This window comes from Kitasatospora sp. NPDC036934, from assembly GCF_055608425.1.
The window spans coordinates 86,314-100,398 of the sequence record NZ_JBVJQR010000024.1; the positions used below are offsets into that span (position 1 = coordinate 86,314).

Annotated in this window: 11 protein-coding genes, 5 tRNA genes and 1 pseudogene; 5 read left to right on the forward strand and 12 right to left on the reverse strand. The window is 71.9% G+C overall.

Annotated features, from left to right (window positions below; translation table 11 throughout):
• Positions 1-160 precede the first annotated feature (160 nt).
• Both cofC and ACZ7BZ_RS29985 read left to right on the forward strand, forming a co-directional pair.
• A complete protein-coding gene (gene cofC, locus ACZ7BZ_RS29980) occupies positions 161-844 on the forward strand; it encodes a 2-phospho-L-lactate guanylyltransferase (RefSeq protein ID WP_470361059.1) in 684 nt (227 codons plus the stop codon).
• Between the two features lie 38 nt (positions 845-882).
• On the forward strand, positions 883-1,107 hold the full coding sequence (locus ACZ7BZ_RS29985) for a hypothetical protein (RefSeq protein ID WP_380453443.1): 225 nt from the start codon (positions 883-885) through the stop codon (positions 1,105-1,107).
• 215 nt (positions 1,108-1,322) lie between these two features.
• Here ACZ7BZ_RS29985 and ACZ7BZ_RS29990 read toward each other — a convergent pair whose 3' ends face one another.
• The 4 genes from ACZ7BZ_RS29990 to leuC all read right to left on the reverse strand — a co-directional run bounded on the left by ACZ7BZ_RS29990 (position 1,323) and on the right by leuC (position 4,754).
• Positions 1,323-2,048: an HU family DNA-binding protein gene (locus ACZ7BZ_RS29990; protein ID WP_380453446.1), complete on the reverse strand. Its 726-nt coding sequence runs from the start codon at positions 2,046-2,048 to the stop codon at positions 1,323-1,325.
• Positions 2,049-2,181: 133 nt separating this feature from the next.
• On the reverse strand, positions 2,182-2,451 hold the full coding sequence (locus ACZ7BZ_RS29995) for an SCO5555 family protein (protein WP_470361068.1): 270 nt from the start codon (positions 2,449-2,451) through the stop codon (positions 2,182-2,184).
• Positions 2,452-2,714: 263 nt separating this feature from the next.
• Positions 2,715-3,311 (reverse strand): 3-isopropylmalate dehydratase small subunit, encoded by a 597-nt coding sequence (gene leuD, locus ACZ7BZ_RS30000; protein WP_470361060.1) that lies wholly within the window; start codon positions 3,309-3,311, stop codon positions 2,715-2,717.
• A gap of 3 nt (positions 3,312-3,314) precedes the next feature.
• Positions 3,315-4,754 carry a 3-isopropylmalate dehydratase large subunit gene (leuC, locus tag ACZ7BZ_RS30005; RefSeq protein ID WP_470361061.1) on the reverse strand — a complete coding sequence of 480 codons (1,440 nt, stop codon included), beginning with the start codon at positions 4,752-4,754 and terminating at the stop codon, positions 3,315-3,317.
• A 233-nt stretch (positions 4,755-4,987) separates the two neighbouring features.
• On the opposite strand from leuC, the gene ACZ7BZ_RS30010 reads away from it, so the two are divergent.
• Positions 4,988-5,701, forward strand: a complete 714-nt coding sequence (locus ACZ7BZ_RS30010) for an IclR family transcriptional regulator (RefSeq protein WP_030306825.1) — start codon at positions 4,988-4,990, stop codon at positions 5,699-5,701.
• A 140-nt stretch (positions 5,702-5,841) separates the two neighbouring features.
• Here ACZ7BZ_RS30010 and ACZ7BZ_RS30015 read toward each other — a convergent pair.
• From ACZ7BZ_RS30015 to ACZ7BZ_RS30050, 8 genes are all read right to left on the reverse strand, one after another.
• A tRNA-Gln gene (locus ACZ7BZ_RS30015) sits at positions 5,842-5,916 on the reverse strand.
• Positions 5,917-5,965: 49 nt separating this feature from the next.
• Positions 5,966-6,038: transfer RNA gene (locus ACZ7BZ_RS30020), tRNA-Glu, on the reverse strand.
• A gap of 26 nt (positions 6,039-6,064) precedes the next feature.
• Positions 6,065-6,137 (reverse strand) — tRNA-Glu (locus ACZ7BZ_RS30025).
• 27 nt (positions 6,138-6,164) lie between these two features.
• Positions 6,165-6,237 (reverse strand) — tRNA-Glu (locus tag ACZ7BZ_RS30030).
• A gap of 48 nt (positions 6,238-6,285) precedes the next feature.
• Positions 6,286-6,357, reverse strand: a tRNA-Gln gene (locus ACZ7BZ_RS30035).
• Between the two features lie 270 nt (positions 6,358-6,627).
• Positions 6,628-8,130 (reverse strand): glutamate--tRNA ligase, encoded by a 1,503-nt coding sequence (gene gltX, locus ACZ7BZ_RS30040; RefSeq protein ID WP_470361062.1) that lies wholly within the window; start codon positions 8,128-8,130, stop codon positions 6,628-6,630.
• Positions 8,123-8,923 carry a fumarylacetoacetate hydrolase family protein gene (locus ACZ7BZ_RS30045; protein ID WP_470361063.1) on the reverse strand — a complete coding sequence of 267 codons (801 nt, stop codon included), beginning with the start codon at positions 8,921-8,923 and terminating at the stop codon, positions 8,123-8,125. The genes gltX and ACZ7BZ_RS30045 overlap by 8 nt, the downstream gene beginning before the upstream one ends.
• Positions 8,924-9,296: 373 nt before the next feature.
• Complete coding sequence (locus ACZ7BZ_RS30050) at positions 9,297-9,515, reverse strand: hypothetical protein (protein ID WP_380453461.1); 219 nt, start codon at positions 9,513-9,515, stop codon at positions 9,297-9,299.
• Between the two features lie 685 nt (positions 9,516-10,200).
• Between ACZ7BZ_RS30050 and ACZ7BZ_RS30055 the strand changes: the two genes are divergently transcribed.
• Positions 10,201-13,983 (forward strand): nitrate- and nitrite sensing domain-containing protein, encoded by a 3,783-nt coding sequence (locus tag ACZ7BZ_RS30055; RefSeq protein WP_470361064.1) that lies wholly within the window; start codon positions 10,201-10,203, stop codon positions 13,981-13,983.
• Between the two features lie 10 nt (positions 13,984-13,993).
• Positions 13,994-14,085, forward strand: a pseudogene (locus ACZ7BZ_RS30060) (roadblock/LC7 domain-containing protein); the annotation flags it as partial.

The window sequence follows — 14,085 nt, forward strand, 5'->3', positions numbered from 1 at the left end:
GCGAGCGGCGCCCGGGCCCCGGGCGCGGAACAGTGTCGCCCGCCTGCTCACCGGCTGTCGAGCGGCCGCGCCAACCCGCCGGGCGGGCGTGATCAAACGCACGTCCGCACAGCTCGGACGGCCTGGCGAGAGCTCCGGCCCCGGCGACACAATGACGCCGATGACCCAGGACACCGTACGCCCCAGCGGGCCCGTCGCGCCCGCCGCACCCGCCGCCGTCTGGTCGCTGGTGCTGCCGCTCAAGCCGCTCGCCCTGGCGAAGAGCCGACTGGCCCCGTACGCGGGGCCGCACCGGGCCGAGCTGGCCCTGTCCTTCGCCCTCGACACGGTCACCGCCGCGCTGGCCACCCCGGGCGTCGCCCGCGTCCTGGTGGTCACCCCGGACGCCATCGCGGGCGCCCGACTGGCCGAGCTCGGCGCCGTGGTGATCGCGGACGAGCCCGGCGGCGGCCTCAACCGGGCGCTGGCGCACGGCGCATCGGCCGCCCGGGCGCTCGCTCCGCGGACCCCGCTGGCCGCCCTCTCGGCGGACCTGCCGGCCCTGCACCCGGCCGAACTCGCCCGGGTGCTGGGCGCGGTGCCGCCGGACGGTCGGGCTTTCCTGCCGGACTCCCCCGGCGTCGGCACCACCCTGCTGGCCAGTTCCCCCGGCCGTCCGCTCGCCCCCGCCTTCGGGGACGGCTCCCGGGCCCGGCACGCGGCCGGCGGAGCGCTCGAACTGCGCCTGGCGGACGTGGAGTCGGTCCGCCGGGACGTCGACACCGGGGCCGACCTCGGCGAGGCCGCGACGCTCGGCCTGGGCCCGTACACCAGTGCGCTGTTCGCGCGTCTGAACCTCTCCTGACCAGCGGGCCCGCCAGGCCCGCTCGCTATGCTGCTGGCATGCAGGCCACCGCGTTCACCTTCGACCCCGCCACCCGGGCCGGCTCCGTGCTGCTCGACGACGGGACCCCGGTGCCGTTCGACGCGTCCGCCTTCGACGCCGGCGGCCTGCTGCTGCTGCGCCCCGGCCAGCGGGTGCGGATCCGCACCGAGGGCGCCGGCGATGCCCGCCGGGTGGTCTTCGTGACGCTGCAGACCTTCCCCGACCCCGCCGACGGACGCTGACCCCGCCGACGCGCGCTGACGCCGTCCCGCCGCCCTCCCTGCCCTCCCCGTTATCCGCCGGTCCCGCGGTTCTCCGCGCCCGGCCAGGGGCTGCCGTCGAATCCTGACTAAGCGCCCGGAAATCGAAAGAGCCGCGGCCACCCGGTCTCCGCAATTCACGGAAGGGGGTGCCGCGGCTCCGAGCCGAAGACCGTCCGAGGACAGTCGCGCGGGACTTACTTGGCAGAAGTCTTGCGCGCGGTGGTCTTGCGGGTGGCGGTCTTCTTCGCCGGCGCCGTCTTCTTGGCCGTGGCGGTCGCCTTCTTGGCGGTGGCCGTGGTCTTCTTGGCGGCGGCGGTGGTGGTCGCCTTCTTCGCGGTGGCCGTCTTCTTGGTCGCGGCGGCCTTGGTCGCGGTCGCCGTGGTCTTCTTGGCGGCGGCGGCCGTGGTGGCCTTCTTGGTGGCGGTCGCCTTCTTCGCGGCGGTGGCCGTGGTCTTCTTGGCGGCAGCCGTGGTGGTCGCCTTCTTCGCGGCGGCCTTCTTGGTGGCGGCCGGGGCGGCGGCGGCAGCGGCGGCGCGCTTGGTGGCGGCACGCTTGGCGGCCGGGGTCGCGGCGACGCCGGTCTTGCCCGGGGTGAGGGAGCCCTTGGGGGCCTTCTTCACCGAGGGGCCTTCCTTCGGCAGCTTCTTGCTGCCGCTGACCAGGTCCTTGAAGCCCTGGCCCGGACGGAAGCGGGGGACCGAGGTCTTCTTGACCTTGACCCGCTCGCCGGTCTGCGGGTTGCGGGCGAAGCGCGCGGAGCGCTCCACCTTCTCGAAGGTGCCGAAACCGGTGACCGACACCCGGTCACCGGCCACAACGGCACGGACCATGGTGTCGAGCACTGCGTCGACGGCCTCTGCGGCAGCCTTGCGACCGCCCAGCTGCTCGGCCACCGCTTCGACAAGCTGAGCCTTGTTCACGTCTTCCCCTTCGGAAACGGGCGCCGGATGATTCCATCCGTTCTTTTCGCACGTTAGGTATGTATCTGCGGACTTTCAATTACCAAACGCGCGAATCACCCTAGTGTCGCAATGGATTTGCGCGTCCGCGACCTCAGTCGAGCGGCGGGCGCCCCTCGTCGAGGTCATGTACAAAGCGACTCAACCGCCTTGCCGCCTCCGGAAGATCGCGCTTGGCGGTCTCCGTGACGATGAGCAGTTGACGGGTGAGAGCGGTCTTTGCATCGACAGACACGTTCAGCGCATGCACGCGGGTGTGAGCTTGCTTCAACCGCTCGGCCACAAGCGCGTAGAGCGCTGCGACTTCCTGGTCGTCCGGCGCCTCAGCTGATGTTGCGGAGGTGACGTCCGGCCGATCGTCAATTCGGCGTTCGGATCCCCGGCCCGTGGACTCCTCGGACGCGGGTTCGCCGCCCGCGTACGGAGGTTCATGGTGCCGGTGCATGTACTGATTGTGCCATCTACCCGCAGTTGTACTTGCGCGGGGCCCTCTTCCGCAAAGCCGAATGGGCAATCCGGGGAGGCCCCGGCGCTAACTCGTGCTCCGGAACGCCGGATGGCCCGGCCCCCCCGAAGGGGAGCGCGGGCCATCCGGTCGATCGTCAGAATGCTTGTTCTGAGGGGAACTCAGGAGACCGGCAGAGTACGGGGCTTGAACGCCGGACGGGTCGCCTCGTAGGCGGCGATGTCGGCCTCGTTCCGCAGGGTGATGCTGATGTCGTCCAGGCCGTTGAGCAGCCGCCAGCGGACGTTGTCGTCCAGTTCGAAGGGCGCGGTGACGCCTTCGGCCCGAACTTCCCGCTTCTCCAGATCAACGGTGATCTCGGCCGAAGGGTTACTCTCGGTGAGCGACCAGAGGCGCTCCACGGTCTCCTGGGGGAGCACGACGGTCAGCAGGCCGTTCTTCAGCGAGTTGCCCCGGAAGATGTCGGCGAAGCGCGAGGAGATGACCGCCTGGAAGCCGTAGTTCTGCAGCGCCCAGACGGCGTGCTCGCGGGAGGAGCCGGTGCCGAACTCGGGGCCGGCCACCAGGACCGTGGCGCCCTGGCGCTCGGGCCGATTGAGGACGAACGACTCGTCCTTGCGCCAGGCTTCGAACAGGCCGTCCTCGAAACCGGATCGGGTGACCTTCTTGAGCCAATGGGCCGGGATGATCTGGTCGGTGTCCACGTTGCTGCGGCGCAGCGGGACGGCCCGGCCGGTGTGAGTGGTGAACTTCTCCATGGCTCAGGCCTCCACGCTGTGCTGGATCGAAGAGAGGGCGTTGACGGACAGGTCGGACGGGGCGGCCAGACGGCCCAGGACGGCGGTCGCGGCGGCGACCTGCGGGGAGACCAGGTGGGTGCGGCCGCCCTTGCCCTGCCGGCCCTCGAAGTTGCGGTTCGAGGTGGAGGCGCAGCGCTCACCCGGGGCGAGCTGGTCGGGGTTCATGCCCAGGCACATCGAGCAGCCGGCGTGCCGCCATTCGGCCCCGGCGGCGGTGAACACCGCGTCCAGGCCCTCCTCGACCGCCTGCAGGGCGACCCGTACGGAACCCGGGACGACCAGCATCCGCACCCCGTCGGCGACCTTGCGGCCCTCCAGTACGGCGGCGGCGGCGCGCAGGTCCTCGATCCGGCCGTTGGTGCAGGAGCCGACGAAGACGGCGTCGACGGCGACCTCGCGCAGCGGGGTGCCCGCCTCAAGGCCCATGTACTTCAGGGCGTTCTCGGCGGCCGCGCGCTCCTGCGGGTCGGCGAAGTCCGCGGGATCGGGGACGTCGGCGCCGAGCGGGGCGCCCTGGCCGGGGTTGGTGCCCCAGGTGACGAACGGGGTGAGCGTGCTCGCGTCGATGACCACCTCGTGGTCGAACACCGCGTCCTCGTCGGTGGTCAGGGTCCGCCAGTACTCGACGGCGGCGTCCCAGTCCTCGCCCTGCGGGGCGTGCGGGCGGCCCTTGAGGTACTCGAAGGTGGTGTCGTCGGGGGCGATCATCCCGGCTCGGGCGCCCGCCTCGATCGACATGTTGCAGACGGTCATCCGGGCCTCCATGGAGAGGCTCCGGATCGCCGCACCGCGGTACTCCAGGACGTAGCCCTGGCCGCCACCGGTGCCGATCTCGGTGATGACGGCCAGGATCAGGTCCTTGGCCGTGACGCCCTCGGGCAGTTCGCCCTCGACGGTGACGGCCATGGTCCGGAACGGCGCCAGCGGCAGCGTCTGGGTGGCCAGCACGTGCTCGACCTGGCTGGTGCCGATGCCGAACGCCAGCGCCCCGAAGGCACCGTGGGTGGAGGTGTGGGAGTCGCCGCAGACCACGGTCGTGCCGGGCTGGGTCAGGCCGAGCTGGGGGCCGACCACGTGCACCACGCCCTGCTCGACGTCGCCGAGCGAGTGGATCCGGACGCCGAACTCGGCCGCGTTGCGGCGCAGGGTCTCCAGCTGCACCCGGGAGACCGGGTCGGCGATCGGCTTGTCGATGTCCAGGGTCGGGGTGTTGTGGTCCTCGGTGGCGATCGTCAGATCGGTGCGGCGGACCGTACGGCCCGCCAGCCGGAGGCCGTCGAAGGCCTGCGGGCTGGTCACCTCGTGGAGCAGGTGCAGGTCGATGAAGAGGAGGTCGGGCTCGCCCTCCGCGCGCCGCACGACGTGGTCGTCCCAGACCTTCTCTGCGAGTGTCCGTCCCATCGGATTCCCTCCAGCCGGCCGCGTTGCCGGCCTTTTCGTGTCATCGAGGTCATTCGCGTACGCCGCCCGTGCGGAGCTGGGTTCGCGCGACCTGCACGCCGGATCGCTGTCCACGATGCGGACACTCTGACGAGGCCCCATCCTGGATGTCTCCCGGGCTGCTGCATCCAGAGTGGCGCTTTTCCCGGAAGATTGAACTTGCGTCTCGCGGAATGAGACTGCAGTCTTAGGGCATGGACAACTCTAGCGGCGTCGGCGTTCTCGACAAGGCCGCTCTGGTGCTGAGCGCACTGGAGTCGGGCCCCGCCACGTTGGCGGGGCTGGTCGCCGCCACCGGTCTGGCGCGCCCCACGGCCCACCGACTCGCCGTCGCACTCGAACACCACCGTCTGGTCACCAGGGACATGCAGGGGCGGTTCATCCTCGGCCCCCGACTGTCCGAACTCTCCGCCGCGGCGGGCGAGGACCGGCTGCTCGCCACCGCGGGCCCGGTCCTGACCCACCTGCGCGACGTCACCGGCGAGAGCGCACAGCTCTACCGCCGCCAGGGCGAGATGCGGATCTGCGTAGCCGCCGCCGAGCGGCTCTCCGGCCTGCGGGACACCGTCCCGGTCGGCAGCACCCTGCCGATGAAGGCCGGCTCGGCCGCCCAGGTCCTGCTGGCCTGGGAGGAGCCGGAGCGGCTCCACCGCGGCCTCCAGGGCGCCCGGTTCACCGCCACCGCGCTGAGCGGCGTACGGCGCCGGGGCTGGGCCCAGTCGATCGGCGAGCGGGAACCGGGCGTCGCGTCCGTCTCCGCTCCCGTGCGCGGCCCCTCCAATCGCGTGGTGGCCGCCGTCTCCGTCTCCGGCCCGATCGAGCGGCTGACCCGCCACCCGGGCCGGCTGCACGCCCAGGCCATCATCGAGGCCGCGAACCGGCTCACCGAGGCCCTGCGCCGGAGCTGACCCGGCCGAATTCCCCCACCGCCCCCACCCACCCCCCACCGAAAACAGCCGAAAGGCCCCCGCTCGGAGTCGAGCGGGGGCCTTCGTCAGCATTCACCGGGGAAAGCAAAAAGGCCCCGCCGGGGGGCCTTTCCAATTTCTGGCTGGGGTACCAGGACTCGAACCTAGACTAAATGAACCAGAATCACTCGTGCTGCCAATTACACCATACCCCAACACAAAGCAAGGGCCGATGGGCGAGCCCACCGGCTTCCTGCTCTGAAGTACCCCCGACCGGATTCGAACCGGCGCTACTGCCGTGAGAGGGCAGCGTGCTAGGCCGCTACACAACGGGGGCATCCTGGCGATCCCTTGCGAGATCAGTACCCCCGACCGGATTCGAACCGGCGCTACTGCCGTGAGAGGGCAGCGTGCTAGGCCGCTACACAACGGGGGCTTTCCAGGCGGTCCCTTGCGGGACCAGTACCCCCGACCGGATTCGAACCGGCGCTACTGCCGTGAGAGGGCAGCGTGCTAGGCCGCTACACAACGGGGGCTTGGATCTTCATTTGTACTGCCGTCCGACCGTTGCCGATCGTACTGCGCTGGGGTACCAGGACTCGAACCTAGACTAACTGAACCAGAATCAGTCGTGCTGCCAATTACACCATACCCCACCAGAGTTGAACCCCGGCGGGGCCTTCTCAGGCGTCGCGCCTCTCGGTCGGTACCGTTCCGAGGGGCTTTCGCTCCCTCGTCCGTTCCCTCCCGGGCGGCGCAGAAAGAACATTACCCGACGTCTGCCCTGGCTCCAAAATCGATAACCGCAGGCAGCGGCCGGGAGGCCGTCCGGTGACCTCCGGATGCACCGCGGGCCCGGCACGGAGCCGGGCCCGCGGGCTGCTCAGCGGCCCGCCGGGGCGGGGTCCTGGGCGACTACCGGGCCCCTATTGGGCGGCCGGCAGGGCATCCAGGGCGGAGCGGAGGCGGCGCAGCGTCTCGGGGCGGCCGAGCAGCTCCATCGACTCGAACAGCGGCGGCGAGACCCGGCGGCCCGTGACGGCCACCCGCAGCGGCGTGAAGGCGAACTTGGGCTTGATGCCCAGGCCCTCCACCAGCGCCTCGCGCAGCGCGGCCTGGATCGGCTCCGGGGTGAAGTCCGCGAGCTCCTCCAGCGCCTTGACGCTGGCCTCCAGCACCGGGCCGGCGTCGGCGGTCAGCACCTTGGCGGCGTCGTCCGGGTCCACCGCGAAGTCGGCCGGGTCGACGAACAGGAAGCCGGCCATGTTCACGATCTCGCTGAGCACGACCATCCGCTCCTGGGTGAGCGGCGCGATCCGGGCCAGCAGGTCCAGCTGCTCGGCGGTCGGCTCGGCCGGCAGCAGGCCGGGGCCCTGGAGGAACGGCACCAGGCGCCGGACGAAGTCCTCCGGGGCCAGCCGGCGGACGTGCTCGGCGTTGATCGCCTCGCACTTCTTCAGGTCGAAGCGGGCCGGGTTGGAGTTCACCTTGGCCACGTCGAAGGCGGCGACCATCTCGTCCATGTCGAACAGGTCGCGGTCCTCGGCCAGCGACCAGCCCAGCAGGGACAGGTAGTTGAGCAGGCCCTCGCGGATGAAGCCGCGCTCGCGGTACAGGTTGAGCGAGGACTGCGGGTCGCGCTTGGAGAGCTTCTTGTTGCCCTCGCCCATCACGTACGGCAGGTGCCCGAAGCGCGGGGTGGTGCCCTCGCCGACACCGATCTCGGCGAGCGCCGCGTACAGCGCGATCTGCCGCGGGGTGGAGGACAGCAGGTCCTCGCCGCGCAGCACGTGGGTGATGCCCATCAGGGCGTCGTCCACCGGGTTGACCAGGGTGTACAGCGGGGCGCCGTTGGCCCGGACGATGCCGTAGTCCGGCACGTTCTCCGGCTCGAAGGTGAGCGTGCCGCGCACCAGGTCGTCGAAGGAGATGGTCCGGTCGGGCATCCGGAAGCGCAGGATCGGCTCGCGCTTCTCCAGCTTGAAGACGGCGACCTGGTCGTCCGTCAGGTCGCGGCAGTGGCCGTCGTAGCCGGAGGGCTTGCCGGCCGCGCGAGCCGCCTCGCGGCGGGCGTCCAGCTCCTCGGTGCTGCAGTAGCAGTGGTACGCGTGGCCGGCCTCCTGGAGGCGGCGGGCGACGTCGGCGTAGATGTCCATCCGCTGCGACTGGCGGTACGGCGCGTGCGGGCCGCCGACCTCCGGGCCCTCGTCCCAGTCCAGGCCGAGCCAGCTCATGGCCTCGAGCAGCTGGCCGTACGACTCCTCGGAGTCGCGGGCGGAGTCGGTGTCCTCGATCCGGAAGACCAGCTTGCCGCCGGTGTGGCGGGCGTAGGCCCAGTTGAACAGGGCCGTGCGGACCATGCCCACGTGGGGGTTGCCGGTCGGGGACGGACAGAAGCGAACCCGGACGGCCGGGTCAGTGTTAGCCACGCTTGATCACCTTGTTGGTGAGAGTGCCGATGCCTTCGATGGAGACGGCGACCTCGTCGCCGACGTTGAGGGGGCCCACCCCTGCGGGCGTGCCGGTGAGGATGACGTCGCCGGGCAGCAGCGTCATGGCCTCGGAGATGTGGACGACCAGTTCGGCGACCGAGCGGATCATCAGGGAGGTGCGACCGGTCTGGCGGAGCTCGCCGTTGACCGTGCAGGTGACGGCGAGGTCGCTCGGGTCGAGGTCGGTCTCGATCCACGGGCCGAGCGGGCAGGCGGTGTCGAAGCCCTTGGCCCGGGCCCACTGCCCCTCGCGCTGCTGGACGTCCCGGGCGGTGACGTCGTTGGCGCAGGTGTAGCCGAGGATCACCTCGGGCACCCGGTCCAGCGGCACCTCGCGGCACATCCGGCCGATCACCACGGCGAGTTCGGCCTCGTGGTGGACGTCCGAGGAGAACGGCGGGTACGCGATGTTCTCGGTCGGGCCGATCACCGAGGTGGACGGCTTGAAGAAGGTGAGCGGGGCGTCCGGGACGTCGTTGCCCAGCTCCGCCGCGTGCGCCGCGTAGTTGCGACCGACCGCCACGATCTTGTTGGGGAGCATCGGGCTGAGCAGCCGGACGTCCTGGAAGCGGTAGCTCTCGCCGGTGGGCTGGGGTTGGCCGAACGGGTGGCCGGCCAGCTCGTGGACGACCAGCGAGTCGGGCTGGGAGGGGTTCCCCTCGACCACGCCGAAGGAGACGCTGCCGGCGGCAGGGCTCCCCTCCCGGACGGAAAACCTGGCAATGCGCACGGCTGGGCTACCCCTCGCTTCGTCGGCCGCCCGGGGCGCCCCCGGGCGCTGCTGGGCGCCTCGCCCGCACGGGCGCGGCCCCGTCAATCGTGGCCCAGGCTATCGCGTGGGGCCCGTCGGGGGCGCTTTGCCCCAGTTCAGTGCGGTTCGAGGGAGGAACGCCCCGGAGGCGAGCGGGCGAGCAACCCGCCCCGAGCCGAAGGCGCGCGCCGGCGCCGAAAGGGAGAAGGGCCAAGCCGCCGACGAAGGAGGTGGCGTAGCGCCCGCCGACCGTCGGCGCCGGGCCAAAAGCGCCCCGGAGGCGAGCGGACGAATAGCAGCGGGCGCCGCGAACCGGCGGGTTCGCGGCGCCCTGGACGGAGCTCGGGTCGGGTCAGTCCAGCGGGGCGATGACCGGGGCGACCATCAGCTGGGTGCGGCGCGGGTTGGCGGTGCTGGCCGGCAGCTCGGTGGCGTAGGTGACGACGTCCTCGGACTTGCGGGCGCCCGGGATCTTGCTGAAGTCCTCGACCGAGGCCAGCGTGGTCCGGCGCGGGTTCGCCGTGGAGCGGCAGGACAGCGTGGACTTGGTGGCCTTCTTCGCCAGGGACATCGAGAGCACCTCGTGTTCGTGGCCGGGCGGATCGCCAGGGATTCCGCGCCGGCCTGCGTGATTCCGATTGATTCGGAGGGGTTCTGGGCAGGCTGATCGGGCCGTGCTCCGGAGACAGCCAGGTTACGAGATCTCATTCCACAGAGGCCGTGACCAAAGCTACACATTAGCCTGTGATTTTGCTCACAAATTGACGCACAAATCACGAATATCCGACATATCGCCGGATCGGAATTTACCGTCATTCCTCACATAACGGGCATTCCAGCAGGTCTGCGACTCTTGTCGATCTCGGGTCACGTTGGCATGTATCCGGCGAGTGTCCGAAAAAGGCGGTATTCCGGTCCGGTTACCGCACAGTCAGTGAGATCCCGCATGCGGTCGGTAGTACCCGGCGGCAGGTTCCGGCGGCCCTTGTTGGGATTCCCTGGCTGTGCTGGAATGCCACGGACCGTGGGTAGGGAGCAGTCCACCCCGGCGACCCGCTCTCCCGGACCGGCCGGGGTGCGGACGAAACTCGACACCGTCCAGGCCGTGGCGACGCGGCGGGACGCCCGGTCCAGAGGTTGCGACGCCAGTGCAGGGACGTTTCAAAAGGGGTAGCGGCGCCGCGGGTGACCCGGAGTCGCGCGAGCCCGGGGCAGCACCTCAGCAGGCGGCGGCCCCCGGTGGCCCGACCGACCCCGTGACGCCCGAGGCCCTCGCCGGCCCGGACGGGGACGGCCAGGAACGGAAGTCCGCCCGGGACAAGCTCCGGACCACCCTGACCAGGCGCCGCGCCACCGGTCTGAGCCGGCTCGCGATGCGCAACTGGCGCATCCGCACCCGGCTCATAGCCCTGCTCGCGCTGCCCGTCCTGGTCTCGCTGGTCCTCGGCGGCCTGCGCATCCAGACCTCGCTGGAGAACTCCCAGCAACTCGCCCAGATGGCCAACCTGTCCGACCTGGCCAAGAAGGCGACCAACCTCGCGGACGCCCTGCAGACCGAGCGCGACATCAGCGCCGGCTACATCACCAACCGTCCGAATGACCCGCTGGACGACGAGATCGTCGCCGCCCGCAAGTCCACCGACGACCTCAGCCGCACCTTCACCGCCTCCTCCGACAAGTTCGAGAACCTCGAACTCTCCGGCGGGAAGGCCCTGTTGTTCCAGATCCGCAAGGACCTGAACTCGATCGCGGACGCCCGCAACACGCCGTACCAGAACAACCAGAACATCCAGGCGACGATCACCGCCTACGACGTGATCATCCGCGACCTGCTGGGCATCACCCAGGACATCGCGCTCGCCTCGAACAACAAGGACCTGCTGGTCGCCACCCGCGCCCTTCAGCAGTTCTCGCTGGCCAAGGACGCCACCTCGCAGCAGCGCGCGCTGATCAGCGCCGGTCTGGCCAACCCCAAGGCCCCCGACCTGAGCGCGAGCGACGAGTCCTTCGGCATCCGCCTGCGCACCACGTACGACAACGCGCTCACCAGTTTCAACAACATCTACACCGCGCACGACCTGGACAACCTGCGCGGGCAGCTGAGCTACAACAACGTGGTCGCCGAGGCCGACCGCTACTCGCGCTCGATCCTCCAGCCGGGCGGCATCCACCAGACCGAGCCCGTCTCGTACAAGGACTGGTACGAGAAGGCCACCACCAAGATCACGGCCGAGCGCCGGATCGAGTCCAAGCTGATCGAGGACCTCGACGGAAAGGCCCAGGACCTCCAGTCCCAGGCCGACACCGAGGCCCTGATCATCGGTGCCGCCGTCGCCCTGACCCTGCTCGTCGCCCTCGGCGGCGCCGGTCTGATCGCCCGCTCGATGGTGCGCTCGCTGACCCGACTGCAGACCGCGGCCGAGGACGTCGCCGAGCGCCGCCTGCCCGAACTGGTCAAGACGCTCTCCGAGAGCGACCCGCACGACGTCGACACCACCGTCGAACCGGTCGCCGTCGACTCGACCGACGAGATCGGCCACGTGGCGCACGCGTTCGACATGGTGCACAGCGAGGCCGTCCGTCTCGCCGCCGAGCAGGCCCTCCTGCGCGGCAACATCAACGCGATGTTCACCAACCTGTCGCGCCGCAGCCAGGGCCTGATCCAGCGCCAGCTGTCGCTGATCTCCGAGCTGGAGAGCCGCGAGGCCGACCCGGACCAGCTGGCCAACCTGTTCAAGCTCGACCACCTCGCGACCCGCATGCGCCGCAACGGCGAAAACCTCCTCGTCCTCGCCGGTGAGGACCCGGGCCGTCGCTGGACCCGCCCCGTCCCGCTGGTCGACGTGCTCCGCGCCGCCGCCTCCGAGGTGGAGCAGTACGAGCGCATCGAACTCGCCGCCGTGCCGTCGGCCGAGGTCGCCGGCCGCGTCGTCAACGACCTCGTCCACCTGCTCGCCGAGCTGCTGGAGAACGCCACCTCGTTCTCCAGCCCGCAGACCCGCGTCCGGGTCACCGGCCACGCCCTGCCGGACGGCCGGGTGCTGGTCGAGATCCACGACACCGGCATCGGCCTCAGCCCGGACGACCTCGCCGAGATCAACGAGCGCCTCGCCAACCCGCCGACGGTGGACGTCTCGGTCTCCCGCCGCATGGGCCTCTTCGTGGTCGGCCGCCTGTCCCTGCGACACGGCATCCGGATCCAGCTCCGCCCCAGCGACTCCGGTGGCACCACCGCACTGGTCATGCTCCCCGTCGACGTCACCAACTCCGCCGACCGCCGCGGCGCCGGCCGTCCCGGCCCCGGCGGCCCGGGCAAGCAGCAGCGCGGGGTCGCCCCGACGCCGCGCCAGCAGCGCCAGATGCCGCCCGGCCGCCAGAACGGTCCGGCCGCACTCGGCCAGGGCCCGGGCGGCGGTGCCCCGCAGGGCGGGCGTCCGCAGCTCGGCCAGGGCGGTCCGGGCGCCCCGGCGGCTCCCGCCGCGCCCGGCGCTCCTGCCGCGCCGACCGGCCCCGGTGCGCCCCGCGGCCTGGCCGGACTGCCGACCCGTAAGGTCGGGCAGTCGCTGCGCGAGAACCCCGTCCTGCCGGGCCAGCCGGCTCAGGGCCAGCAGGGTCCGGGCCAGCAGGGTCCGGGCCAGGGCCAGCAGGGTCCCGGCCAGCCGGGTCAGGGCCAGCCGCGCCGCCGAGGCCAGGGCCAGCCGGGCCCCGCGCCGCAGGCTCCCGCCCAGCCGGGTGCAGGCCAGCAGGGCCAGCCGCAGCAGTCGCCTCAGGGCGGCCTGCCGCAGCGCGCCCCCGGTCGCCAGGGTCCGCCGCAGGGCGCCCCGAACGGTCTGCCGCGCCGCGGCCAGGGCCGCCCCGGCCAGGAGCGTCCGCGCCCCGCGGGCGAGTTCGACGGCGGTCCGGGCGCTCCGGCCCCGCGGACCGGCGAGCAGCCGCAGCACGGCCGTCCGGGCGGACCCGGCGCCCCGCAGCAGCAGGGTGCCCGTCCGGGCAACCGCCCGCAGGCCGGCCTGCCGCAGCGTGCGCCCGGCCAGCAGGGTCCGCAGGGTCCACAGGGTCCGCAGGGTCCACAGGGTCCGCAGGGCCGACCGGCTCCGCAGGGCCAGCCGGGCCAGCGCCGTCCGCAGCGCCCCGGCCCGGACGCGCCGCAGCAGGGCCGTCAGCCGCAGCTGCCCCCGCAGCAGCAGCCCCAGCCGCTGCCGTCGGCCGAGCCGGCGCCGCTGGAGAGCACCCAGCAGTTCGCCCGTCCGCGCTTCGAGGCCAGCCAGATCGACCCGCGTGACCCGCTGGGCCTCGGCCTGGTGGAGCCGGTGTTGCCGAACGTGCCGACCCCGACCCAGCCGCAGCCGGCCCCGCAGCAGCAGCCGCTGCCCCAGCACCCGCAGCAGCCGCAGCGTCAGGAGCCGATGGCCCTGCCGACCGGCCCGTCCGACGCCGCCGGCGAGCAGCCCTGGTACCCGCAGCAGGCCGACGGCCGGATGCAGGACCCGGAGCAGGGCCGGCCCCGGCCGTACCAGCCGCGCCGGCCCGGCACCTCGGCGCCGGAGCTCCAGGAGCCCGGGCAGCCGCAGCGGGCCCCGCAGCAGCAGCCCCGGCAGGCCCCGCAGGCCCAGGCCCCCCAGCCGCAGGCGCCGCAGCCGCAGGCCCCCCAGGGCCCGCCGCAGCCCGGCCAGCCCGGCCAGGGTGACGCGCCCTGGCGCCCGTCCGCGAACGACGAGCGCTGGCGCCGGGCCGAGCAGGTCCGCGAGCCGTCGACCAGCGGGGTCACCATGTCCGGCCTCCCCCGGCGGACCCCGCAGGCCAACCTGGTCTCCGGCACCGCCGAGGCCGCCCCGCTGACCGGTCCCCAGGTCTCCCGCGCCCCCGAGGAGGTCCGCGGCCGACTGACCAACCTGCGCCGCGGCATCCAGCAGGGCCGCCGGGCCGGGGCCGAGCAGGCCGCCAACCCGCCGGGCTTCCAGCATGGTGCCCAGCAGCCCGGATTCGATAGTTTCGGTGGCCGGAGCGACGGCAACGGCGCAGATCACCAGGAGCGTTGAGTTGAACCAGATGAGCCAGGCCGCACAGAACCTGAACTGGCTGATCACCAATTTCGTGGACAACACCCCCGGGGTGTCCCACACCGTGGTGGTCTCCGCGGA

Bases quoted from the DNA above. Each gene is read 5' to 3' on its own strand.
- ACZ7BZ_RS29985 (WP_380453443.1), top strand. From the start codon at position 883: ATGCAGGCCACCGCGTTCACCTTCGACCCCGCCACCCGGGCCGGCTCC.
- leuD (WP_470361060.1), bottom strand. From the start codon at position 3,311: ATGGAGAAGTTCACCACTCACACCGGCCGGGCCGTCCCGCTGCGCCGC.
- ACZ7BZ_RS30010 (WP_030306825.1), top strand. From the start codon at position 4,988: ATGGACAACTCTAGCGGCGTCGGCGTTCTCGACAAGGCCGCTCTGGTG.
- ACZ7BZ_RS30050 (WP_380453461.1), bottom strand. From the start codon at position 9,515: ATGTCCCTGGCGAAGAAGGCCACCAAGTCCACGCTGTCCTGCCGCTCC.
- cofC (WP_470361059.1), top strand. From the start codon at position 161: ATGACCCAGGACACCGTACGCCCCAGCGGGCCCGTCGCGCCCGCCGCA.
- leuC (WP_470361061.1), bottom strand. From the start codon at position 4,754: ATGGGACGGACACTCGCAGAGAAGGTCTGGGACGACCACGTCGTGCGG.